Source organism: Kitasatospora sp. NPDC096077 (assembly GCF_040303245.1).
In the GTDB taxonomy this organism is placed as follows: domain Bacteria; phylum Actinomycetota; class Actinomycetes; order Streptomycetales; family Streptomycetaceae; genus Kitasatospora.
Genome location: NZ_JBEOSV010000020.1, coordinates 1 through 21,920, shown reverse-complemented (window position 1 = coordinate 21,920; position 21,920 = coordinate 1). Strand labels below are relative to the sequence as shown.

The window sequence follows — 21,920 nt, the reverse complement described above, 5'->3', positions numbered from 1 at the left end:
TCCGGGGACGCCGTGGGACGGGCCCGGCGGGCCGCCCCGGCAGGCCGTCGGAGGACCGGGAGGAGGACGGTGGGAGGACGGTGCGGAACGGCCGGTGACCGGCCCGCCCCGGTGGGACGGGCCGGTCACCGGCGGGTGGTTCAGCCGAGCAGCCGGCTCCAGGTGCGGGCGTCCACCACGCCGTCGGCGGGCAGCCCGGCCGAGGACTGGAAGCTCGTCACCCCGGCCTGAGTCCCCGGGCCGAAGGCGCCGTCCACGCTCACCTGGATGCCGTGCGCCACCAGCTGGCTCTGCACACCCTGCACCGCGCTGCCGGAGGCGCCGCGGGACAGCGGCGCCACCGCCTGGCTCCAGGTCTGGTTGCCCGCGACGCCGTCGGCCGAGGCGTGGGTGGTGTTCTGGAAGGCCGTGACGGCGGCCTGGGTGGCGGGCCCGTACGCGCCGTCCACGGTCAGCGACTGGCCGCGCTGGACCAGCAGGTACTGCAGGGTCTTCACGTTCTCGCCCGAGGCGCCGCTGCTGAGCACCGGCCAGACCGGGCCGGTCGGGTCCCCGCCGATCCGGGCCGCGACGTCCCGGCGGATCTGCGGGATCAGCGCGTAGAGGCGGTCACCGGGGCACTCGGTGGTGTTGAAGTCCCGGTGGCCGTAGACCTGGTAGGCGCGCAGTCCGTACTGCTGGCAGATGTAGGTGATCAGGTCGATCAGCGCCGCGTACTGCTCGCTGCGCGGGTCGACGGTGGTGTAGGTGCCCTCGTTCTCGATGCCGATCGCCACCGTGTTCTGCGCGGTGCAGTGGGCCGACTCGACGTGCTGGGTGCCGCCCCGCAGGGTGGCCAGGCTGCTGTGCCGGCCCTCCGTGATGTAGGCGCCGCGGCTGACGGTGAAGTGCTGGCCGGTGTCGATCCAGTGCTCGCTGTCCATCTGGTAGGCCTGCATCGACCGGGCCAGCGAGAAGGCGGCGGCCTGCGAGTAGTCCGTCACGTTGGGCGTCGCGGTGTGGTGCACGATCACCTTGTCCGGCGCACCCGCCACGAAGTTGAGCGGGCTGCTCGCGGGCCGGGCGCCCCAGGCGCCGGTGTCGGCGATCACCGGGCCGGTGGCGGCGGCGGCCACCCCGGTGGTCAGCGCGGAGCCGAACAGGGCACCGGTGCCGACGGCGAGGGCGCCGGCCAGGAAGGTGCGGCGGCCGGGGCCGACGGAGGCGGCGGCGGGGTCAACGGCGTTCATACGGGATCACCTGGTCCTTAGGGGCCGGGAGGGAACGGACCGGCCCCTGCCCCCGGGCGGGTTGACGGCGCGGGGGCAGGGGCCGGCAGGGGTGCGCGGCTTGCGGGCGGACACCCGGTCCGGAGCCGCCGGACCGGGCGTTCGCCACGCTAGGAGCGCGATGCGGCCGTCCACCACGCTTCACCGTCCCCGCCGCGTCCCACCGCCCGTCCCGGGACGGCGGTACGGACCCCGGACCCGTCGTCGGACTCCCGTCCCGGGACGGTGGTGCGGGCCACGGGCCCTGTCCCCGGACGGGCTTCAGGCCCGGCGCACCCGGACGCCGCTCTCGGCGATCGCCTGCTCCTGGGCGTCCGGCAGTCCGGCGTCCGTCACCAGGTCGTGGACCTCGGAGAGCGGGCAGATCGAGGCGAAGGTGACCCGGCCGACCTTGGTCCGGTCGGCGAGCACGACGGAGTGGGCGCTGCTGCGCAGGAAGGCCCGGTCGGTCTGCGCCTCCATCTCGTCGTGGGTGGTGCAGCCCTGCTGCACGGTCAGGCCGTCCACCCCGATGAAGGCCAGGTCGAGGTGGTACTGCTCCAGCATCCGGTCGGCGGCCGGGCCGACCAGTTCGTAGCTGGCCGAGCGGGCGAGGCCGCCGATCACCACCAACCGGACCTCGGGGCGCACGATCAGCTCCGCGGCGATGTTGACGGCGTTGGTGACCACGGTGAGGTTGCCGCGCTCGGCCAGCACCCGGGCCAGTTCGGTGGTGGTGGTGCCACCGGTGAGGCCCACCACGGCACCGTCCGGCACCAGTTCGGCGGCGGCCCGGGCGATCCGGCGCTTCTCCTCCTGCTGCTGGTCGCCGCGGTGCCGCAGCGGGATCTCCAGGTTGATCGCGCCGGTCACCGCGCCGCCGCGGGTGCGCTGGAGCAGCCCCTGGTCCTGCAGTTCCTGCAAGTCCCGGCGCACGGTCGCGTCCGACACCCCGAGCAGGTCGGAGAGCGTGTGCACGTCCGCGCTCCCCGCCTCGGCGATGTGCGACACGATCCTGGCGGCGCGATCAGCTTTGAGCATGGACGGAGTGTAGTTCAGCCCGGATCGACGACCGGCCGGTCGACGGACGCCCGCCGGGGCGGGTCAGGGCTGGTCCAGCACGATCGAGCGGGTGAGGTGGCGGGGCCGGTCCGGGTCGAGGCCGCGCCGCACGGCGAGGCCGACGGCCAGCCGCTGGACCCGGATCAGTTCGGCCAGCGGGTCGAGCCGCGGCACGCTGACCGCGGCGCCGGTCGCCTCGGCCTGCCGGACCAGTCCGTCCGGCGGCTCGCCGAGGAACCAGACCAGCCCGTCCGGGCCGCTGACGCTGATCGGGCCGTGCCGGTACTCCATGGCCGGGTAGGCCTCGGTCCAGGAGCCGGAGGCCTCCCGGACCTTGAGCGCGGCCTCGTTCGCCACCCCGCAGCTCCAGCCCGTCCCGAGGAAGGTGAACTGCCGGGCCTCCAGTCCCGCGCCGGGCAGCGGCGCGGCGAGCGCGGCCCGGGCCTGGTCGGGCAGGTCGGCCGGCGCGCCGCCCAGGTGGGCGCGGAGCAGGGCGAGGGCGGTGGTGGCGAACCTGGTCTGGACGACGGACCGCTCGTCGGCGAACTCCAGCGCCACCAGGTGGCGGGCGGCGGCGCCGATCGGGGTGCGCGGGTCGGCGGTGATCGCCACCGTCTCGGCGGCCCTGGTCCGGGCGAGGGCGTCCAGCACCTCGGTGGTGGTGCCGGAGCGGGAGAGCGCGACCACCCGGTCGTAGCGGCGGGCGGCCGGGAACTCCGAGGCCGGGTAGGCGTCCGTCTCGCCGAGTCCGAGGGATTCGCGCAGGGCCGCGTAGGCCTGGGCGATGTAGAACGAGGTGCCGCAGCCGATCACAGCGATCCGTTCGTCGGGCTCGGGCAGGTGACGCGGGGACAGTTCCAGGGCGCGCTGCCAGCATTCGGGCTGGCTGGCGATCTCTTCGTCGACGTGGGCCATCAGGTCCTCCTGCGCGGGACTGCACGAACATGCGTGGCGCTGATCGATTTATAGTTGAGCCTTCGCAGATTGCACAAGAGTGCGCAGATTCGATCAGCTTCGAGCAGCCCGTCGCTCCCCTACCGCTCCCCCGACGCCCGGCCCGCCCATCCCGCCGTACCGCCCGTCACCTGCGGCCGGACGGCGAACTTCCCGGTCAGGCAAAGGAGTGGTGAAGATCATCACGCTATTCACTAGTCCGAGCTATTCCGGCCTTGCCGTGTATCCAGCAAAAGCTAAGCTCCCCGTACTGTGACTGAACGTCAGACAAACCGAACAGTCGAGGAAACCGCCGATGTCGTCATCCTCGGCGCCGGCCCGGCCGGACTCACCCTCGGGAACCTCCTGCACGCCGCCGGGATCGACTGCGTCGTCCTCGAACGCGCCGACCGCGCCCATGTGCAGACCAGGGCCCGGGCCGGGTTCCTGGCCGCCAACACCGTCCGGGTGCTCGACCGCCACGGCCTGGCCGCAGGCCTGCACCGGCGCGGACAGCCGCACGGCACCTGCGAGTTCCGCACCGAGAACGGCAGCTTCAGACTCGACTACGGCGCCCTCGGCCGCCGCGAACTGCACACCGTCTACCCCCAACAGGACCTGGTCGACGACCTCCTGACCCACTACCTGGAGGCCGGTGGCCGGATCGCCTTCGGGACGGAGGCGCAGTCCGTGCGGGACGCCGCCGGCCCGAACCCCACCGTCGACGTGCGGGACACCGAGGGCCGCCCCGGCCGATGGCGGGCCCGGTACGTGGCCGGCTGCGACGGCCGCCACGGCGCCGCCCGGCGCTCCCTCCCGGCCGGCACCCTGCGGCACCAGCGCGACCACGGCGTCAGCTGGCTCGGCCTGATCGCCGAGGCGCCCCCGAGCCTGGACGCCGTCGGCTACGCGATGCACCCCGACGGCTTCGCCGGCCACATGGCCCGCACCGCCGACATCACCCGCTACTACCTCCAGTGCGAGCGCGGCACCCCCGCCGACGCCTGGTCCGAGGACCGGATCTGGGCGGCCCTCGACCGCCGGATGGGCGCCGCCGAACACGGGCCGCTGCGCCACGGCCGGATCCTCCAACGCTCCGTCATAGACCTGGAGTCCGATGTGATCGAGCCGCTGCGGCACGGCTCGCTCCTGCTCGCCGGGGACGCCGCCAGCCTGCCCGCGCCCGCCGCCGCCAAGGGCGCCAACCTCGCCGTCCTGGAGGCCGAGCTCCTCGCCGAGGCACTGGTCGACGAGCTCACCCACGGCGACTCCCGGGCCCTGGACCGCTACTCCGAGCGCTGCCTCCAGCACATCTGGCGGGCCCAGGAGTTCGCCCACTGGATGATCCAACTCCTGCACTCCCCGCTGCTGAACCCCACCGTCGGACCGGCAGAGGAATCGTTCTTCCACGAATCCATGCGGCGCTCCCGCGTCGAATCCCTGCGCACCTCGCGCACCCACCAGGACTGGTTCGCCGAGAACTACGTCGGCATCTGACCGCCCTGCCCACCGGAACGAGGACTCCCTCCCCATGACCACGACCCCCCTCGACGACACCGCCCGCCTGCGCGCGACGGCCGACTTCGTCAGGGAGCACGACACCGCGAGCCTGCTCCCGCTCCTGCTGCCCGGCCTCGACGGCCCGGACCGCCGGGCCCTGGCCGACAGCTGCCGCTTCTCGCACGCCGCCCTGCTCGTGCTGCCCCCGGACCGCGCCACCCTGCACGCCCAACTCGACTCCGCCGGACTGCACTTCGGCGCGGAACCGCAGCCCAGCGTGGTGGTCCGCGGCCGACTCGCCCGCCGGCACGGCCGCGCCGAGGCCGAACTCGACGTCACCATCCTGCGTCCGACGGTGCCCGGACCGCGGGGCGGGCGCACCGTCGAGGTGTTCGCCCTGATCGTGCCGCCCGGCTCCGACCTGGAGGCCCTCGCCGCCCACGAACGCGCCCACCAGCACGAGGCGCACCTCGCCTTCGAGCTCACCCACCCCGAGCCGCTGGCGCTGCGCGGCCTGTGCGCCCTGCTCACCCGGCACGGCGCTACCCCCGACGGCGGCGGGTACAACCCCCACGAGGACTCCACCGTCCTCTACTTCACCGCCCCGGCCGGATCCCGCACCGGCTACCGGCGGGTCGAACTGTTCGCCCACGGCGACCACCGCGCGGTGCTCGCCGACCACCTCGGACAGGACCCGGCCGGGCAGCCCGCCGAAGCCCTGCTGACCCAGCTCACCGGCGCCTGGACCACCCAGGCCCTGGCCGTCGCCGCCCGGTTGGGCCTGCCCGACGCCCTGGACACCCGCACCTCGACGGCCCCGGACGTCCTGGCCCGCGACCTCGGTGCCGACCCGCAGAGCCTCGCCACCCTGCTGCGCTACCTCACCATGCTGGGCGCCGTCGCCCAACACCCGGACGGCTACCGGCTCACCGCGACCGGCGCCCTGCTGCGCGCCGACGCCCCGGGCTCGATGCGGCCGCTGGCGCTGATGTACGGCGGCCCGTTCTACCGCTCCTTCGGGGAGCTGGAGCACACCGTCCGCACCGGGCAGGCCGCCTTCGACCACCTCTTCGGCGAGAACCACTTCGACCACTTCGCCAAGGACCCCGAGCTCGCCGAGCTCTTCGACCTGTCCATGGCCGCCAGCGCCCGGATGTTCGACCCGCTGCCGGACCACCCGGTCGTGGCCTCGGCCGGCTCCGGGACGGTCGTCGACATCGCCGGCGGCAACGGCGAACTGCTCGGCCGGCTGCTGACCGCCCACCCGCGGCTGCACGGGCTCCTGCTGGAGCGCCCGCACGCCGTCGAGGCGGCGCGCCGCCAGCTGGACGCCGCCGGTCTGGGCGCGCGCTGCGGCTACCTGGCGGGCGACTTCGCGGACGTCCCGGCGGACGCGGACGTCTACCTGCTGTCCCGGGTGCTGCACGACTGGGAGGACGAGCGCTGCCGGGAGATCCTGCACCACATCGCCCGCGCCATGCCCGCCCACGCCGACCTGCTGATCGTCGAACGGCTGCTGCCCGCCGACGGCTCGACCTCGCTGGCCACCGCGTGGGACCTGCACATGAGGTGCAACACCGGCGGCCGCGAACGCACCGCCGAGCACTACGCCCGCCTGCTCGCCGACGCCGGGCTGCACCTGCTGGACCACTCCCCGCTCCCGCTGGGCGCCGCCGTCCTGCACGCCCGCAGGGCCGCCGTCCCGGCCCCGACCGAGCCGGCCCTCCGCACCCCGGCCCACGCCGGGAGGTAGTTCGGCCGCTCCCCCGCCGGTCCCGCCGCCGGGCGCTACGGTGCCGGGCGGCGGGATGCCCGGGCCGGGCGGCGGGACTCGACGTAGTCGACGAGCTGCATCATGCCGAGGTCCTCGTGCTGGAGCTGGTGGCAGTGGGCGACGGCCCGGCCGGTGAAGTCCTCGTAGCGGACCAGGAAGGTGACGGTGTCACCGGGCTTGCCGCCGGCCAGGTCGACGGTGTCCTGCCAGACCGGTGGGTCGAGCGGCTCGCCGTTGCGGTGGGTGACCAGGACGTGGTTGGTGTGCAGGTGGAAGGGGTGGTGGAAGGCCGCCTTGGTCTCGTCGGTGCGCAGCGTCCAGCGTTCGACGGTGTCCAGCTCCAGGACGTGGTTGACGAAGCCGGGGTCGAACAGGCCGTGCGCCCGGTCCCGGGCGGGGTCGCCGTCCGGGTCGGCCGCCGGGGTCGCCTGGGTGCCCAGCATCCGGAAGGCGTTGGGGAACGGCCCGGTGAACACCCCGGGGTCGACGTGGAAGACCACCTCGCGGTCGGCGTCCGGGTCGGTGAGGTCGTCCTCGTCCAGGAAGGGCTTGCCGGCCGGCAGTGCGCTCGGCAGGTCCATCGGCGGTTCGACCGGCTCGCCCGTCACCTCGACCGTCATCAGCGGCTCGGCCACGCCCTCGGCGCGCAGCCGGTAGCGGCCGGGGTCGCCGCCCCGGACCAGCACGTCGGCCCGGTTGCCCATCGCCAGCCGGACCGTGTCGGTGGCGACCACGGCCGGGAAGGTCACGCCGTCCTGGGCGATCTGGTGGAAGGTGAGGTCCGACCCGTCCCCGGTGAGCCGCAGCGGCAGCGCGGTGAACGCCGTCGCGCAGACCAGCCGCCAGCGCTGCACCTCGCCCGGGCGCAGCGTCAGGGTGGGGTTGACCGCGCCGTTCACGGTCAGGGTGGGCGGGACGGCGGCCAGGGCGCCGCCGGAGGCGAAGTCGGGGACCTTGCCGTCCTTGAGCCGCAGTTCGTTGACGCAGACCACCAGGTCGGCGGCGGCCGCGATCTCGGGCACCTCGTCGACGTCGCCCTCGACGATCAGGACCCCGGCCATCCCGCCGACGATCTGCACCGAGGTGGCCCCGTGCAGGTGCGGGTGGTACCAGTGGGTGCCGGCCGGGTGGTCCTCCGGGATGTCGATGACGGTCAGGTACCGCGGCTCGGGCGCGCCCGCGTCGACCTCCTCGGCGGTGCGCGGGGCGAACACCCGGAGCACGTTGTCGGCGTCCCCGGAGGGGTCGACGTGCAGGCCGTGGGTGTGCAGGTTGAAGCTGTTGAAGCCGTGCGGCCGGTTGTGGCCGCCGTCGTGGGGGCCGTTCGGCGGCAGGCCGTTGACCTGGGTCAGCCGTAGGGTGTCCCCGCCGCGCAGCCGCAGGGTCGGGCCGGGGACGGTGCCGTTGTAGGTCCGGGTGGTGGCCGTCCCGTAGCCGGGGACGACGGTGTCCGTGAACCGCACGTCGAGCGTCTGCTCCAGCAGCGACCGCCGGGCGGTGTGGACGGCCGGCTGCGGGAAGGCCGTGGGCGCCGCGGCCGCGTGCTGCGGGGAGCGGATCCCGTCGGCCGTCGCCACCAGGACGGCGGCGGGAAGCACCTTGAGCATCGATCGACGACTGATTCCGACATTTTCGGTCATGGTCGGGCAATCTAGATCAGCTCGCCAGGGGCGCCCGGAAAGCACACCGCGCGCCCCGCAGGACATTGCCGATTCATGACCCTCGGGCCCGGGACCGGCACTTCAGGGCGTTCGGACTCAGGACGCCTTTCCGGTCGCCCAGACCGTCACCGTGGCCTCCAACTGGTAGTCCGCCGGGGCGATGGAGTCGATCTTGATCAGCGCGGTGCGCCCGCCGGGCGTCTTCAGGCAGACCGTCGTGCCGACGTTGACGTGCGCCGAGTCACCCGGATGGCTGGCCGCCCAGTCCGCGCAGGCCGCGCCGGAGGGCGGCGCCTGGCCGGTCCAGATGCCGAAACTGTCGTGCTCCGGCTGGATCTCCTCCCGCAGCACGGCCGTGGTGTCGGTGAACCCGGTCGCGTAGATGCCCTGGGGGAAGCCGGGGTGACGCCCCGGCGGGGTGAGGTCGAAGTCGGCCCCGCCCTCCATCGTGATGGCGACCTGGCCGCTCCAGGCCACCGCCGGCTCGGTCGAGCTCGGCGTGGCCGGGTTCGCGGGCGGCGGGTTCTGGGTGGCCGGGTTCTGGGTGGCCGGTACGGACACCGGCTGGTTCGACCCGCCGCCGACGGTCGACCCGGACGCCACCGTGCCCGCCGCCGGGGTCGAGGGCTCGCCCCCGCTCGGCTTGATGGCCGTCCCCAGGATCAGCGCCAGCACCCCGACCGCGACCACCCCGACCCGGGCTCCCCCGCTCTTCGGGCCGGGCAGACTGATCCCCGCCCCGCTCGCGGCCTCCTTCGCGAAGGCCACGACGAAGCAGAGCAGTCCGAACACCCATAACGTGATGGTTCCCGCCACGGCCCCGCACCCCTGTCCCCGTACGCCCGGCCCGCACGGCCGAGTCCGAACGCGCAGATGTTACAAGGAACCTGACGTTCGAGCAGGTCGTTTCGGTGCGGGCCGTTCGTGGGTCCGGGTACGGCGCGGACAGAGGACGGTCCGGGGAGGACTGATCCGCACCCGCTCCGGCCCCGACGGAGATCCCGTCGGGGCCGGAGCGGCAACCGGGAGTGCCGACAGGCTAGTTGGCCAGGCTGAAGTCCCCGCCCACCGGAGCCGCGATCTTGTCCACGCCGGTCAGCGCGGTGAGCGAGGTCACCGGAGTGCTGCTGTCCGTCGTGGTGCCGTTGCCGAGCTGACCGGAGCCGTTGTTGCCCCAGGACTGCACCGAGTTGTTGCCGAGCAGGGCGATGGTGTGCTCGCGCCCACCGGCCACCAGCTGGACGCCGGTGACCCCCGGGACGGGCACCGGGGTGATCCGGTAGTCGGTCGTGCCGTCGCCGATCTGGCCGGAGGTGTTCTGCCCCCAGGCCTTCAGCTTGTTGTCGCTGTCGGTGACCGCCAGGCTGTGGTTGCAGCCGGCCGCGATCTGGGAGACCCCGCCGAGCCAGATGCCCTGGGTGTCGACCGGGGTGTAGCGGTTGATGGTGCTGTTGTCGCCGAGCTGGCCGGTGGCGTTGTAGCCCCAGGCCTTCACCGCGTTGCCGCTGGTGGGCTTGGCGGGGCCGCTCGGCGGGCCGACCAGCGCCAGGTTGTGGTTGCAGCCGGCCGCGATCCGGGTCACCCCGGTCAGGTTGCTGACCGGGGACGGCACATTACGGCTGGCCGAAGTGCCGTCGCCCAGCTGGCCGTTGATGTTGTAGCCCCAGGCCCAGACGGTGCCGTCCTCGCGCAGCGCGATGCTGTGGTTGAGGCCCGCCGCGATCGCGATCACCTTGTTGAGGCCTTCGACCCGGACCGGCACGCTGCTGTCGGTGTTGGTGCCGTTGCCGAGCTGGCCGTAGTTGTTCCGGCCCCAGGCGACCACGGTCTGGTCGGCCAGCAGGGCCAGGCTGTGCTGGCCGCCGGCCGCGATGTCGGTGGCGTTGTTGAGGTTGACCACCTGGCCGGGCGCGTTGTGGCTGAACACCGTGCCGTCGCCGAGCTGGCCGGAGCTGTTGGCGCCCCAGGACTGGACCGTACGGTCGGTCAGCAGCGCCAGCCCGTGGCCGATGGTGGGGCTGGACCCACCGGCGGCGATCTTCACCACCTCGGCGCTGGTCAGCCCCAGGACCGAGGTGGCGGTGGTGCGGAAGTCGGTCCAGGTGCCGTCGCCGAGCTGGCCGGAGCGGTTGTTGCCCCAGGACTTGAGCCGCTTCTCCTGGGCGTGCGCGGTGCCGGCCGGCATCGCCGCCAGGCCGAGCGCGGTCAGCGCGGCGACAGTCGCGGCGAGCGCCGGGCGCAGCCGACTGCGGCGCGCGGTACGGGGGTTCGTCATGTGCTGCCTTCCTGAAGGAGGAGGGGGAGGTCAGCGCGCCAGGCTGAAGCTGCCGTTGGAGGGCGCCGCGACCATGGAGACGCTGCCGGACTTGGCCAGCACCTGCACCGGGGTGGGGCGCTGGGTGGTGGTGCCGTCGCCCAGCTGGCCCTTGTCGTTGAGGCCCCAGGACTGGACGGTGCCGTCGGAGAGCACCGCGAGGTTGTGGTTGGCACCGGAGGCGACGCCGATCGCCGCCGTCACACCCGGGATCGGCACGCTGGTGTTGCGCTGGGTCAGGGTGCCGTCGCCGACCTGGCCGTTGGCGTTGTTGCCCCACCCGCGCAGGGTGCGGTCCTGGAGCAGGGCGATGCTGTGCGAGGCTCCCGCGGACAGGCCGGTGACGTTCTTGAGCTCCAGCACCGGCACCGGGTAGGGCTTGTTGACCACGCTGTCGTCGCCGAGCTGGCCCTTGTCGTTGAGACCCCAGGACATCACGGTGCCGTCCGCGAGCAGCGCCAGGGCGTGCGAGGCGCCGGCGGTGATGCCCTTGACGGTGGTCAGCTCGGGCACCGCGATGGCGCTGGTGCGGGTGGCCGGGGTCGGGGCGGGCGGGGCGGTGGTCGAGCTGGCCGGCTTGGCGGTGATGCCGAGCTGGCCCTTGTCGTTGTTGCCCCAGGTCTTCACCGTGCCGTCCTTCAGCAGCGCCATGCTGAAGGCGTCACCGGCGGCGATCGCCTTGACGTCGGCGAGCCCGGCGACGACCACCGGGAGGTTGGCGTTGGTCGTGGTGCCGTCGCCCAGCTGGCCCTTGTCGTTGAGGCCCCAGGACATCACGGTGCCGTCCTTGAGCAGCGCGAGGGCGTGCGCGCCGCCCGCGGCGACCGCGTCCACCCCGCCCAGCCCGGCGACCAGGCTGGGCACCGCCCACTCGTCGGTGGTGCTGTTGACCCCGTTGCCGAGCTGGCCCTTGTCGTTCTTGCCCCAGGACTCGACGGTGCCGTTGGCGAGCAGCGCGAGGCCGAAGCCGGAGCCGGTGGAGCCGCCGGTGCCCCCGGCGGCGACGGCGGTGAGCTCGGCGCCCGAGAGTCCCACCACCGAGGTCGGGGTGAGCCGCTGGGTCTTGGTGCCGTCGCCCAGCTGGCCGCTGGTGTTCAGCCCCCAGGAGCGCAGCCGCAGGTCGTACGCGGAGGCGGCGGAGGTGGGCAGGGCGACGGAGCCGAGCAGGGTCAGGCTGGCGACCAGGGCGGGGACGGCGGTCGCGGGCACACGACGGAGCTTGCGGGGCAGCAGGAGCATCTCTTCCTCACGTTCGGGTGGGGAGGGGCATGGGAATGCCCGGCAGCGGCAGGCCGGTGCCGCTGTTCGGGGGATGGCGAGGCGTCAGAGGCAGGGCCGCGCCGGGCTGCGGCGGACCGGTCCGCCCACGACCTGGGCGGGTGGCGGCAACGGCCGGTGGTGGGCGTGCTGGGTACCGTCGGCGCAGGGCGCCATCGGGCGCGGGCCGACGGGGGCGGCCACGGCGGCCGAGCAGGTGGCGAGCAGCGGCAGGGCCAGCAGCAGGACAGCGGCCCGAAGGGCGCGGGCCGATCCGGAGTGGGATGACATGGTGTCCCTCGTGCGTGCGGGCCGTACGGCAGCATGACCGCACGGCCCTGACGGGTCATAAAAATAGGATCATCTGCATATCTGCCCCATGATCAGCACGCTCGTGCGCTTTCGAACACCCTTCCACCTTGTTGGCCCAGCCGGATCGTTCGCCGTCGCCCTATCGGACCGTCAGTTGTTGCGGACCGTGACCAGGCCCCGAAGCATGGACCGCCGGGGCCGGTGATCACCGAGGACCGCCGATCGCAACTACCCGCCAAGTCCGCCGACTTCTGTGGAGAGACCGTGCTGCGAGCGCAACGAGCCAGACTTCTAGCCGTCACCCTCAGTGGCGCCATCGCCCTGGCGGCCCCGACCCCGGCGGGGGCGGAGGACACCGAACCGGCGGTGGTGCCGAACGGGACGTTCTCCTCGCCCACGGTGCCCGCCGGCCAGACCTACGCCGGACGCATCGACGACTGGAACGGCGGCGGTATCGCCTCCGCCGACCGCGCCGGTCACCCGAAGGGCTTCCAGGCGGCCATCACCGCCAAGAAGAACGAGCCGTTCCCCCTCAGTACCCGGGTGCGCGGCGTCCGGGCCGGCGCCACGGTGACCCTCAGCTGGGACGACAACCCCGACATCTGCGTGAAGCAGGGAGACCCCAAGCGCACCTACACCGTGACGGTCGCCGGTGACGCCAACAAGGCCGGCAGCTACAGCACCAACGACCCCACCGGCAAGCCGAACTGGTTCATCGGCCGGACGTACTCCTTCACCGCCGCCGAGGACGCCCCCCAGATCACCTTCACCTCGACCACCACCAACACCCCGAACTGCGGCCCGCTGATCACCAACGTCGCCGCCCTGCAGACCGCCCCGCCGCTGGGCCCGCCGCAGCCGTCCAAGGACAACGACCCCTGCGCCGGTGACGCCGCGAGCAGCCCCTCCTGCAAGGACGTCGCCGACAACAAGAACCAGATCGACAAGTGCCCGCCCACCAACAAGGACTGCCTGGCGAGCGTCGCCGGTGACGGCAAGGCGCAGAACGACGGCATCGCCAAGGAGACCCAGGCGATGGAGGACTTCAACAAGGTCCCCCGCGACGAGGACCCGAACAAGGCCGCCTCCGACCTGTGCACCCTGCCCAACGCGCTGACCGACGGGGTCAAACCCGGCGACACGGTCGTCCCTCCGCACGACTGGTGGCTCTGCTGATGCGGCGGGCCCTCCTACTCCGCGCCGGATGCCCCCTGCTGGCAGCGGGCCTGGCCCTGGCCGCCGCCCCGCCCGCGCGGGCCGCCGACACCGTGGACGTCCCCGTCGTCAACGGCACCTTCGCCGATCCCAAGGCCCCCGACAACGGCACCGCCGCAGGGCACGCCGGCTGGTCGCCGGAGAACAACGCGGTGGTCTTCGGCAAGGCCCTCGCCCAGCACCCGGCCGGGTACCAGGCCGTCTCGCTCAACTGGAACGGCGCCGCGCTCGCCCTGCGCACCCGGCTGTGGGGTGTGAAGGCCGGCTCCCACGTCACCCTGAGCTGGGACGACAGCCCGGGCGTGGACCGCCGCTGCACGGCCGAACAGCTCAAGGACGGCCAGCAGTACAACGTCTCGCTGATCGCCCCGGGCAACCCGCCCGATCCGCAGATCACCACCAAGGGCAGCGACACCGTCGGCACCGCCAACTGGACCACCGGACGGACCTTCGGCTTCGACGCCCCCGAGGACAACCCGATGGTCTCCTTCGACTCCGCCGAGAAGCGCGACTCACTCTCCTGCGGCCCGCTGATCACCAACGTGACCGCCAAGCAGACCCCGGCGCCGGTGGACCAGAAGGTCCGCAAGGAGCAACTGCCCGGCCCCAAGGCCTACAAGGGCAACGAGCCGCTGGAGCCGGGCATCGCGGTGGACGACTGCGAGGGCTCCGCGACCAACTGCACCTTCACCGTGGACAAGGGCTCCTCCTACCAGTACTACGGCCAGACCCGGATCGTCGGCGAGGTCTACATCAACTGCAGCCGCAACGCGGTGGTCGACGACCGCAGGTTGGAGGTCACCGAGCCCCCGTACGACAACCTCACCCAGTACTACGCGCTCAAGGGCGCCCCGCTCACCCCCAGCCGCTCCGACCTCTCGCAGAGCCGCCCCAACCTGGCCGCCCAGGCCGCCGCCGGGTTCAGCGCGGCGGGTGGCAACACCGCGGCCGTCTCCACCAGCAACCCGCTCACCTGGAGCCGCACCGCCACCAAGGGGGTCAATCCCACCATCCAGCCCGGCGAGGTGAGTTGGCTGGAGGTGCAGCCGGCCCGGGAGCGGGTGGTGGGCAGCTTCAGCAACGCCCGCAACAAGTACCGGCTGGACGCGACCTTCGACGTCCCGGCGGTCTCCCTGCCGGACCGCTGGTACCAGCGCACCGGCCCGCTCACCGACGTCGAGCTCCAGCGCTGCGGCTCCGCCCGACCGACCGCCGGCACCCCCGACAACGGCGCCGGCCCGGACAAGCGCCTGCTGGCCGTCGACGCCCCGCCCGCCGGGGTGCCGACCAGGACGGTCCCGCTCAACTCCTGAACCGTCCCCTTACCTTCGAACGGCCTTCGCTCGCAAGCGGGATCGCGAATTCCGGTCCGGAAACCACGGTTCCCCCGATCCACCGCCCCGGGCCGCCTAGAGTCCGGACCGGACGGCCCTCCTCCGGTGGAGGGCCCGGGCGGTTTCGGGGGTCGCGGTGGAGCAGGACGTCGTACGGGAGACCGCGCGGGCGGGCCGGGTGGTGCTCTGGGAGGAATCGGCCCGGGACGGCGCCCAGGCCAAGACCCTGATGTCGGCCGCGTTCCGGGTCCGGCTGGCGCGCGGACAGGGGCGGATGTTCGGCACCGACGGACCCCGGCACGTGGTGTTCGCCGCCGGGTTCCCGGCGGTGTGCCGCGAGGAGTTCGAGGCGGTGCGCCGGGTCGCGGTGGAGGCCGAGGGCGCGGTCAGCGTCGCCGCCGTGTGCCGGGGCCGGGCGGAGGACGTCCGACAGGCGGTCGATTCGGTCCGGGGCACCGCGCACGCCCGGGTCATGGTGGTGGTCCCCGGCTCCGAGCCGATGGCCCGGACCATGACCCACCGTCCGGCCCGCGAAGCCCTGGAGTCGGCGGCGGCCCTGATCCGGGAGGCCCGCGGGCTGGACGACCGGATCGCCGTCGACATCTGCCTGGCCGACGCCTCCCGCGCCGACCACGGCCTGCTGGCCGACGGCGCGAGCGCCCTCACCGCCGCCGGGGCCGGTACGATCGTGCTGGCCGACACGGTCGGCTGCCAACTCCCCTTCGAGGCGGACGCGTTGTTCGGACGAATACGGGCGACGGCCGACCCCGGGGTGGTGCTGGTCTCCCACCTGCACAACGACCTCGGCCTGGGCCTGGCCAACACCCTGGAGGCGCTGCGGGCCGGCGTCCGGGTGGTGGCCGCCTCCTGGCTGGGCATCGCCGAACGCAGCGGCATGGCCGCGACCGAGCAACTGCTGTTCCTGCTCGCCCACGACCCGGCCCGGACGGCCCGACTGCTGGGCACCGACGCTCCCGCCTGGTGGACCGCCCCGGACCTCACCGCGCTGCCCCGGCTCGCCCGGCTGGTCGCCGAGGAGACCGGCGTCCCGCTGACCGTGACCACTCCCCTGGTGGGCACCGGAGTCGGCACCATCTCCACCGGCACCCCGTTCGTCCACCCGCAGCTGTTCCAGCCCTTCGACCCCGAGGAACTGCTCGGCATCGCCCCGAGCGTGGTGCTCACCCACCTCGCCAGCGTCCGGGTGGTCCGGGCCGTCGCCGCGGGGCTCGGCCATGAGCTGGACGAACGGCAGGCGCGGGCCGCGCTGGCCTGGGTGAAGACGCGGGCCTACCGCACCGGCCGGGCGGTGGTCGACGAGGCGGCCTTCGCCGCCTACCTCACCGGGCTGCGCGCCTGCCCGACGGCGGTCTCGGCGTGATCACCGATCTCGAAGGGGCGAGGGCCGCCCTGCGGCGCGGCACCGCGGTGGTGCTGCCCAACCCGGCGCCGCTCACCCATGTGGTCGCCGGCCCCGACCCGCGCGCCGTCAACACCGCCAAGGGCCGCCCCGCCGACCAGGCCGTCGCCCTCTGGGCCCACCACCCCGGCACCCTCACCGACCTCGACCCCGTCCTCGACCTCTCCCCCGCCCTGACCGCCGCCGCCCACCGGCTGCTCACCGAGGAGCGGGTGACCCTGCTGCTCCCGCTGCGCCCCGGCGCCGCACCGCCCGACTGGCTGGCCCCGGCCACCCGGGACGGCTGGACCCTGCTCTTCGGCGCCCGCTGGACGCCGCTGCTGCCGCTGCTCGCGGACCACCCGGTGCTGTACGTGAGCAGCGCCAACCGCACCGGCCGGCCGCCCGCGGCGACGGCGGCCGAGGCGGTCGCGATGTTCCCGGCGGCCGTGCCCGTCCTCGGCACCGCCCCCGAGCCCGACGGCCCGCCCCGGGCGGCCACCACGACCCTGCGGCTGCACCCGGACGGCCGGGTCGACCTGCACCGGCCCGGGGCCCAGGACCGGCCGTACCAGGACCCCGACGGCTACCTGGAGCACGTCCGCGCCGCCTACCTACCGTGAACGGGCCTCGCCCCCGACCCGTGCCTCGGGTCGGGGGCGACGGCGGGTTCAGGTCAGCGGCGCCCAGGTCCGCTCGGGCGTCAGCCGGTAGCGGGCGGTGGGCCGGTCGCCGCCGTGGCCCGGCGGCACCTCGACCAGGCCGCCTTCGGCACCGCCTGCCGCCGTACGGTTCCCCGGGCCCGGGCTGGGGCTGGGGGCCGGAGCCGGGGTGAAGCCCGGGCGCACCGTGAGGCAGTAGTTCAGGGCGCTGAAGGTCTGCGCCACGACCGTGCTGACGTTCACCGTGGACGGGCTGTCCACCACGATGTTCTTGACCAGCTTGCCGGTCCCGTCGACGCTCAACTCGCCCACCGTGCGGGTCATCGCGTTCAGCACCCCGAACTGCAGCTCGTCGCCGGACTTCACGGTGAACTTCACCTGCGTCGTCTCGCTGACGCTCCGCTTCCAGGTGTGCGAGTACTTCGCCTGGAAGGCCAGCGCGAAGCTGGCCCGGGCGCTGAGCTTGAGCTCGGCGGAGCCGGAGACCGTGCCGCCGACGTTCACCGCGGCACCGTTGACGGTGTCCGTGGTGGGGCCCTTGTCCGCCTGCGGGCCGTGGTCGGTGTGGGTGACGTCGGTGGTGTTGCTGACGCCGGCGCTGCCCTCGACCTTGGTGGTGTTGTCCACGGTGCCCTCCAGCGTCGCGCTGCCGGAGATCTCACCCGCGATGTTGTCGGTGGTGCTGGACTCCAGCGCCACCGAACGCGTCACCGTCATCGGCTTGTTGGTGCAGTTGATCACCGCGTTCCCGGCCGAGACCACCGCCGTGGTGCGCTCCTTGGTCAGCCCCGGGAGGATCCGGAACGAGCAGCCGTAGTCCTTCCCGCAGCCGCGCGCGACACCGGGCGCGTCCGGCAGCGGGGTGTCCCCGTCGAAGGCCTGGGCCACGCCCTGGGCGTCGGCTCCGTCGTCGGCGAGGGCCACGGGCCCGGCGGACGTCAGCAGGGCGGCCAGCGCCGCCGACAGGACCAGCGGCCGGTGCGACACGGCGTACCCCGTCCGGCGCTTCATCGCCGCTCCCAAGTGCCGTGCGCCGTCCGGACGTAGACGGCGTCCGGCACCCGCCCGGCCGGCTCCGGCGCGGTCTCGACCAGCCCGCCGCCGAGCGAGCGGTTGCCCGGCCCCGGGTTGCCCCCGTTGCCCGAACCCGGGCGCAGCGAGAGGCACTTGTCCGGCCGGGCGAAGGTCTGCGCGACCACCGAGCTGACGTTGACGGTGGAGGGGCTGTCCACGGTCACGTTCTTGATCAGCTTGCCGCTGTCGTTCACCTTCAGCTCCCCGACCGTCCGGGCCGCCGCGTTCAGCACCCCGAACTGCAGCTCGTCACCCGGGCTGACGGTGAAGGTCACCTGGGTGGTCTCGGTGCTCTGGACCTGCCACTCGCGCGAGAAGGAGGCCTTGAAGGCGGCGGCGAAGGTCGCCTTGGCGCCCAGGTGCAGCGCGTTGGAGCCGCCGACGGTGACCGGGAACTCGACGGTGTTCCCGGTCTTGTCCTCGGTGTACGGGCCCGTGTCCTTGTTCGGGCCGACCTGGTTCACGCTGTTGTTCATGCTCGGCTTCACATTGGCGGCGACCGCGGCCGTGACCGTGGTGTCCACCCCGCCCTCCAGGGTGGCCGTGCCGGAGATCTCGCCGCTGATGTTGTCGGTACTGCTGGTCACGAAGGTGACGGTGCGGTCGATCTCCATGTCGGAGTCCGTGCAGTTGATCGCCGCGTTGCCGACGGAGAGCACGGCGCTGGCGAACTCGCGCGGCGCCCGGTCGTACATCCGGAAGCTGCACGCCGTGGCGGACTTGGCACACAGGGCGGTCACCTCCTGGACGGAGGCCAGCGGTTTGTCCCCGTCGAAGGCCTGGGCCACCGGCAGCTTCGGCGGCGTGCCGTCCGCGGCGGCGCCGCCGCCCTCGCCGTCGGCGGCGCTGCTCGGCGCGGCGAACGGGACCAGGAGCGCTATCGCGACCCCGGGGACCAGCAGGGCGAACCGGGCACCGCGCCACCATCTCGGCGGGCCTGCGAACACGACCACGGAGGCTCTCCTCATTCGTCGGGTGGGTGCCTCCGGGTCTGACGTCCCGGCACAGCGGGAGGCCCGTCGGCCTCCCCATCCTCGGCGAGAGTCCCATCGCGGGCGAACGGTCGGCCGGTGACCGTGCGCCATTCGATGCGCCGTCAACCCGACCTGCGGACGTTTCGGGTGGGTCAGCCGCCGGACGGCGGGCGCGGGGCGTCGATCTCGGCCCAGACCGTCTTGCCGTCGTCGTGCGGCACCGCGCCCCAGCGGCTGGCGGCCCGCTGCACGATGAACAGCCCGTGCCCGCCGGGCAGGCCGGGGCGGTGCGGTCGGCGCGGCTCGGGCAGCATGGTCGAGCGGTCGCCGACCTCGATCCGCAGCCGGGTCTCGGAGGCGTCGAGGACGAGGTCCAGCGGGCCGCCGGCGTGCAGCAGCGCGTTGGCGACGAGTTCGGCGACCAGCAGCACGATGTCGTCCCCGGTGCCGGCCCCCGTCGGCCAGGACCAGTCGGCGACGGCCTGCGCGGTGTACGCCCGGGCGCGGGCGACCGGCTTCGGCAGCCCGGCCAGGTGCAGCCGCCGGCGCTGCCCGCCGGGCGGCAGGGTGGGGCCGGTGCCCGGCCGATCGCCGTCCAGGGTGGCCCGGCTGGTCGTCATGTGCGGGTTCCCCTCGGTTTCGGTGCGGTTCCGGTGCGCTTCCGGCGCTGTGTTCCGCTTCGTTCGGCTTCGATCGGCTTCGTTCCGCTGTCGTCTGCTCGGTTTCCCGACCACTGCCGAATTATGCGTGCCGTCGCCCGGCCGCGGCGCTCACCGGGGTGCGGCGGACGCGGCTTCGACGGTCGGGTGCAGCGAGAAGACGCTGTCCGTGCAGGTCAGTTCCAGCAGCCGCTGCACCGTGGCGGACGGCGCGGCGAGCCGGAAGCCCACGTCCGCCGCAGCGGCCGCCATCCGGGTCTGCAGCAGCAGGTTGAGGCCGGAGGAGTCGCAGAAGCCGACCTGGGCGAGGTCGACGACGAGCAGCGGCGGGCGCTCCGCCAGCAGTCGGTCGAGCGTGCTCCGGGCCGGCGCCAGGGTCTCGATGTCGAGGTCGCCCGCCAGGGCGCAGACGGCCGCCCGGCTGTCGGTGTAGGTGTGCACGGCCAGGTCGGGCCCGGACGGAACGCCCGTCCAGGAGGGGTCGGAGGGTGCGGTGGTCGGCGGCACGGTCACGGACTCGTTCTCTGCGGGCATCGTCTTCTCGGCTGGCATCGTCGTCGTGTTCCCTCCACGGGTGTGCTCCACGAGCGTACGCACGCCACCCGGCGCGGGACCAGGCCGGGGGCGGCCCGGCGGCAGGACGGCGGGTGGCGTGCGCGGCGGTGCGGATGCTCCCGGTGGCCGGGCGGCGCTCAGGTGGCGGTGAGGTCCGCGCGCAGGTGCTTCAGGGTGCGACTGAGGAGACGGGAGACGTGCATCTGGGACAGCCCGAGGCGGGCGCCGATCTGCGACTGGGTCAGCTCCTCGCCGAAGCGCATCGACAGGATCTGCCGGTCGCGTTCCGGCAGGGCGGCGACCAGCGGCTTGAGGACGATCAGGTTCTCGACCGTGTCGTAGCGCGGATCCTCCGCGCCGAGCCGCTGGGCGAGCGGGCCCGGGTCCTCCTCGCTCTCGGTCACCGGGGCGTCCAGCGAGCCGGCGGTGTGGCCGTTGGCGGCGGCGAGCCCCTCGATCACCTCCTCCTGCGAGAGGTCGAGGTGCGCGGCCAGTTCGGCCACCGTCGGCGCCCGGCCGAGCCGTTGGAACAGCACGTCCCGGGCCTTGGCCAGGGTGATGCGCAGTTCCTGGAGGCGGCGCGGCACGTGCACGGCCCAGGTGGCGTCCCGGAAGTGGCGGCGGATCTCGCCGAGGATGGTCGGCAGCGCGAAGGTGACGAACTCCGCGCCGTGGTCCGGGTCGTAGCGGTCGATCGCCTTGATCAGGCCGACCGAGCCGACCTGGATCAGGTCCTCCTCGGGCTCCCGGCGGTTGCCGACCCGGCGGATCGCGAACCGCACCAGCGACAGGTTGAGTTCGATCAGCGTGGCCCGTACGTACGAGTACGCCCGGGTGCCCTCCTCCAGGGTCGCCAGCCGGGCCAGCAGCGTCCGGGTCAGCTCGCGCGCGTCCTCCGGCGCGACCCGGCGCGGGTCCTCGACGCCGGCGAGTTCGGGCAGGCCCGGGTGGGCGGCGGGCTCCGGGACGGCGGTGCGGTGGGCGGTGCGGGCTGCGCGGTGGGCGGCCGGCACGTCGACCGTCGCGGCCTCGTCCGGGCCCGGGGCTGTCACGCAGTGGAGGAGTTCGTCACTGGTCGTGGCCATGTCGGTCCTTTCCCCTCGGCGTACGGTCCGTCCCCGGGTACCCGCCGTGACCGGTTCCATGCCGGTTGCCGTTGTGAGGATTGCGTGAACGAACGACCCGTACGCCGGGCCGGACCCCGAGCCGGACCCCGACCGGAAGGCGCGTCGGACCCCGGAGCGGTGCCGCCGGGCGCCGTCCGCGCATGCCCGGCCGGGATCGGGGCACCCGGACCGGGTGCAGGACCACGGACCGAGGAGGAGCAGGAGGACCGGACGACGGGCAGAACACCGATCCGGAGGCATGAGCGCCCGCATCGGGGGCAGCCGAACCGCTACCGGTGACGCGCCGGACGGCCGGCCCCGACGGGCCGACCGACAACCACCGACGAACGGACCGGGACGGCCCGCGGCCGCCCCGTCCGGAACCACCCGGGAAAGGGGAACCCTTCGATGGAACGTCTCACCACCCGGATCACCATGCGACTGCTGACCGGCGACGAGCGCAGCCGGGACCTGGACGTCGACTGGTCCTACCGGGACACCGAACCCCACGCGGCCGAGCTGGACTTCACCTCCTACCAGCCGGACGCGGTGTGGTCGCTCTCCCGCGACCTGCTGCTGGCCGGCCTGCACGCGCCCGTCGGCGAGGGGGACGTGCACGTCGCGCCGTTCGACGACACCCGCGTGCTGATCGCGCTGGCCGGCGCCGAGGGCGTCGCCCTGCTCGCGGTGCCCTCGGCGGCCGTGGCCGGCTTCCTGGCCGAGACCGTCCGGCTCGTCCCGCCGGGGCAGGAACACGACCGGATCGACTGGGACCGCGGTCTCCAGGACCTGTTGACCGCCTGAACCGGGCCCCGGGGGGGGGGGCGGGGGGGGCCCCCCGCCCCCCGCGCGGGGCGGGGGCGGCGGCCCCGGTCGGCCCCG

The 21,920-nt window shown here is 73.8% G+C and carries 20 protein-coding genes; 7 read left to right on the top strand and 13 right to left on the bottom strand.

Going from position 1 to position 21,920, the window contains the following annotated elements; all coding sequences use genetic code 11:
- Nucleotides 1-140: 140 nt before the first annotated feature.
- From ABTZ03_RS18985 to ABTZ03_RS18975, 3 genes are all read right to left on the bottom strand, one after another.
- The gene (locus ABTZ03_RS18985) at nucleotides 141-1,229 is read right to left on the bottom strand and encodes a peptidoglycan recognition protein family protein (protein ID WP_350514148.1); all 1,089 of its coding nucleotides are present in this window, start codon (nucleotides 1,227-1,229) and stop codon (nucleotides 141-143) included.
- 300 nt (nucleotides 1,230-1,529) lie between these two features.
- Nucleotides 1,530-2,288 carry a DeoR/GlpR family DNA-binding transcription regulator gene (locus ABTZ03_RS18980; RefSeq protein ID WP_350514147.1) on the bottom strand — a complete coding sequence of 253 codons (759 nt, stop codon included), beginning with the start codon at nucleotides 2,286-2,288 and terminating at the stop codon, nucleotides 1,530-1,532.
- 63 nt (nucleotides 2,289-2,351) lie between these two features.
- Nucleotides 2,352-3,224, bottom strand: coding sequence for an SIS domain-containing protein (locus ABTZ03_RS18975; RefSeq protein WP_350514146.1), 873 nt, complete (start codon nucleotides 3,222-3,224; stop codon nucleotides 2,352-2,354).
- A gap of 291 nt (nucleotides 3,225-3,515) precedes the next feature.
- Between ABTZ03_RS18975 and ABTZ03_RS18970 the strand changes: the two genes are divergently transcribed.
- Together ABTZ03_RS18970 and ABTZ03_RS18965 are read left to right on the top strand one after the other, a co-directional pair.
- Nucleotides 3,516-4,739, top strand: a complete 1,224-nt coding sequence (locus tag ABTZ03_RS18970) for a 4-hydroxybenzoate 3-monooxygenase (protein ID WP_350514145.1) — start codon at nucleotides 3,516-3,518, stop codon at nucleotides 4,737-4,739.
- Between the two features lie 34 nt (nucleotides 4,740-4,773).
- A complete protein-coding gene (locus ABTZ03_RS18965) occupies nucleotides 4,774-6,495 on the top strand; it encodes a methyltransferase (protein ID WP_350514144.1) in 1,722 nt (573 codons plus the stop codon).
- Nucleotides 6,496-6,530: 35 nt separating this feature from the next.
- Here ABTZ03_RS18965 and ABTZ03_RS18960 read toward each other — a convergent pair whose 3' ends face one another.
- From ABTZ03_RS18960 to ABTZ03_RS18940, 5 genes are all read right to left on the bottom strand, one after another.
- Nucleotides 6,531-8,156 (bottom strand): multicopper oxidase family protein, encoded by a 1,626-nt coding sequence (locus ABTZ03_RS18960; RefSeq protein ID WP_350514143.1) that lies wholly within the window; start codon nucleotides 8,154-8,156, stop codon nucleotides 6,531-6,533.
- Nucleotides 8,157-8,273: 117 nt separating this feature from the next.
- Nucleotides 8,274-8,993, bottom strand: a complete 720-nt coding sequence (locus ABTZ03_RS18955) for a hypothetical protein (RefSeq protein ID WP_350514142.1) — start codon at nucleotides 8,991-8,993, stop codon at nucleotides 8,274-8,276.
- Between the two features lie 223 nt (nucleotides 8,994-9,216).
- Nucleotides 9,217-10,452 carry an RCC1-like domain-containing protein gene (locus ABTZ03_RS18950; protein WP_350514141.1) on the bottom strand — a complete coding sequence of 412 codons (1,236 nt, stop codon included), beginning with the start codon at nucleotides 10,450-10,452 and terminating at the stop codon, nucleotides 9,217-9,219.
- 30 nt (nucleotides 10,453-10,482) lie between these two features.
- The gene (locus ABTZ03_RS18945) at nucleotides 10,483-11,730 is read right to left on the bottom strand and encodes an RCC1 domain-containing protein (protein ID WP_350514140.1); all 1,248 of its coding nucleotides are present in this window, start codon (nucleotides 11,728-11,730) and stop codon (nucleotides 10,483-10,485) included.
- A gap of 84 nt (nucleotides 11,731-11,814) precedes the next feature.
- Nucleotides 11,815-12,039: a hypothetical protein gene (locus ABTZ03_RS18940; RefSeq protein WP_350514139.1), complete on the bottom strand. Its 225-nt coding sequence runs from the start codon at nucleotides 12,037-12,039 to the stop codon at nucleotides 11,815-11,817.
- Between the two features lie 285 nt (nucleotides 12,040-12,324).
- On the opposite strand from ABTZ03_RS18940, the gene ABTZ03_RS18935 reads away from it, so the two are divergent.
- The 4 genes from ABTZ03_RS18935 to ABTZ03_RS18920 all read left to right on the top strand — a co-directional run bounded on the left by ABTZ03_RS18935 (nucleotide 12,325) and on the right by ABTZ03_RS18920 (nucleotide 16,631).
- The gene (locus ABTZ03_RS18935; protein WP_350514138.1) at nucleotides 12,325-13,236 is read left to right on the top strand and encodes a hypothetical protein; all 912 of its coding nucleotides are present in this window, start codon (nucleotides 12,325-12,327) and stop codon (nucleotides 13,234-13,236) included.
- A complete protein-coding gene (locus ABTZ03_RS18930) occupies nucleotides 13,224-14,588 on the top strand; it encodes a hypothetical protein (protein ID WP_350514137.1) in 1,365 nt (454 codons plus the stop codon). Before ABTZ03_RS18935 ends, ABTZ03_RS18930 begins: the two co-directional genes overlap by 13 nt.
- 157 nt (nucleotides 14,589-14,745) lie before the next feature.
- A complete protein-coding gene (locus ABTZ03_RS18925) occupies nucleotides 14,746-15,990 on the top strand; it encodes a hydroxymethylglutaryl-CoA lyase-like TIM-barrel protein (protein WP_350514136.1) in 1,245 nt (414 codons plus the stop codon).
- Entirely contained in the window at nucleotides 15,987-16,631 is a 645-nt protein-coding gene (locus tag ABTZ03_RS18920; protein ID WP_350514135.1) for a hypothetical protein, read from the top strand. Before ABTZ03_RS18925 ends, ABTZ03_RS18920 begins: the two co-directional genes overlap by 4 nt.
- A 48-nt stretch (nucleotides 16,632-16,679) precedes the next feature.
- Here ABTZ03_RS18920 and ABTZ03_RS18915 read toward each other — a convergent pair whose 3' ends face one another.
- From ABTZ03_RS18915 to ABTZ03_RS18895, 5 genes are all read right to left on the bottom strand, one after another.
- The gene (locus tag ABTZ03_RS18915; RefSeq protein WP_350514134.1) at nucleotides 16,680-17,681 is read right to left on the bottom strand and encodes a hypothetical protein; all 1,002 of its coding nucleotides are present in this window, start codon (nucleotides 17,679-17,681) and stop codon (nucleotides 16,680-16,682) included.
- Complete coding sequence (locus tag ABTZ03_RS18910) at nucleotides 17,678-18,697, bottom strand: hypothetical protein (protein WP_350514133.1); 1,020 nt, start codon at nucleotides 18,695-18,697, stop codon at nucleotides 17,678-17,680. Before ABTZ03_RS18910 ends, ABTZ03_RS18915 begins: the two co-directional genes overlap by 4 nt.
- 173 nt (nucleotides 18,698-18,870) lie before the next feature.
- Complete coding sequence (locus tag ABTZ03_RS18905) at nucleotides 18,871-19,338, bottom strand: ATP-binding protein (RefSeq protein ID WP_350514132.1); 468 nt, start codon at nucleotides 19,336-19,338, stop codon at nucleotides 18,871-18,873.
- A 150-nt stretch (nucleotides 19,339-19,488) separates the two neighbouring features.
- Nucleotides 19,489-19,929 (bottom strand): STAS domain-containing protein, encoded by a 441-nt coding sequence (locus ABTZ03_RS18900; RefSeq protein WP_350514131.1) that lies wholly within the window; start codon nucleotides 19,927-19,929, stop codon nucleotides 19,489-19,491.
- A 140-nt stretch (nucleotides 19,930-20,069) separates the two neighbouring features.
- Nucleotides 20,070-21,017, bottom strand: coding sequence for an RNA polymerase sigma factor SigF (locus tag ABTZ03_RS18895; RefSeq protein ID WP_350514130.1), 948 nt, complete (start codon nucleotides 21,015-21,017; stop codon nucleotides 20,070-20,072).
- 429 nt (nucleotides 21,018-21,446) lie between these two features.
- Here ABTZ03_RS18895 and ABTZ03_RS18890 point away from each other — a divergent pair, with 429 nt between their 5' ends.
- A complete protein-coding gene (locus ABTZ03_RS18890; RefSeq protein WP_350514129.1) occupies nucleotides 21,447-21,842 on the top strand; it encodes an SsgA family sporulation/cell division regulator in 396 nt (131 codons plus the stop codon).
- Nucleotides 21,843-21,920 lie beyond the last annotated feature (78 nt).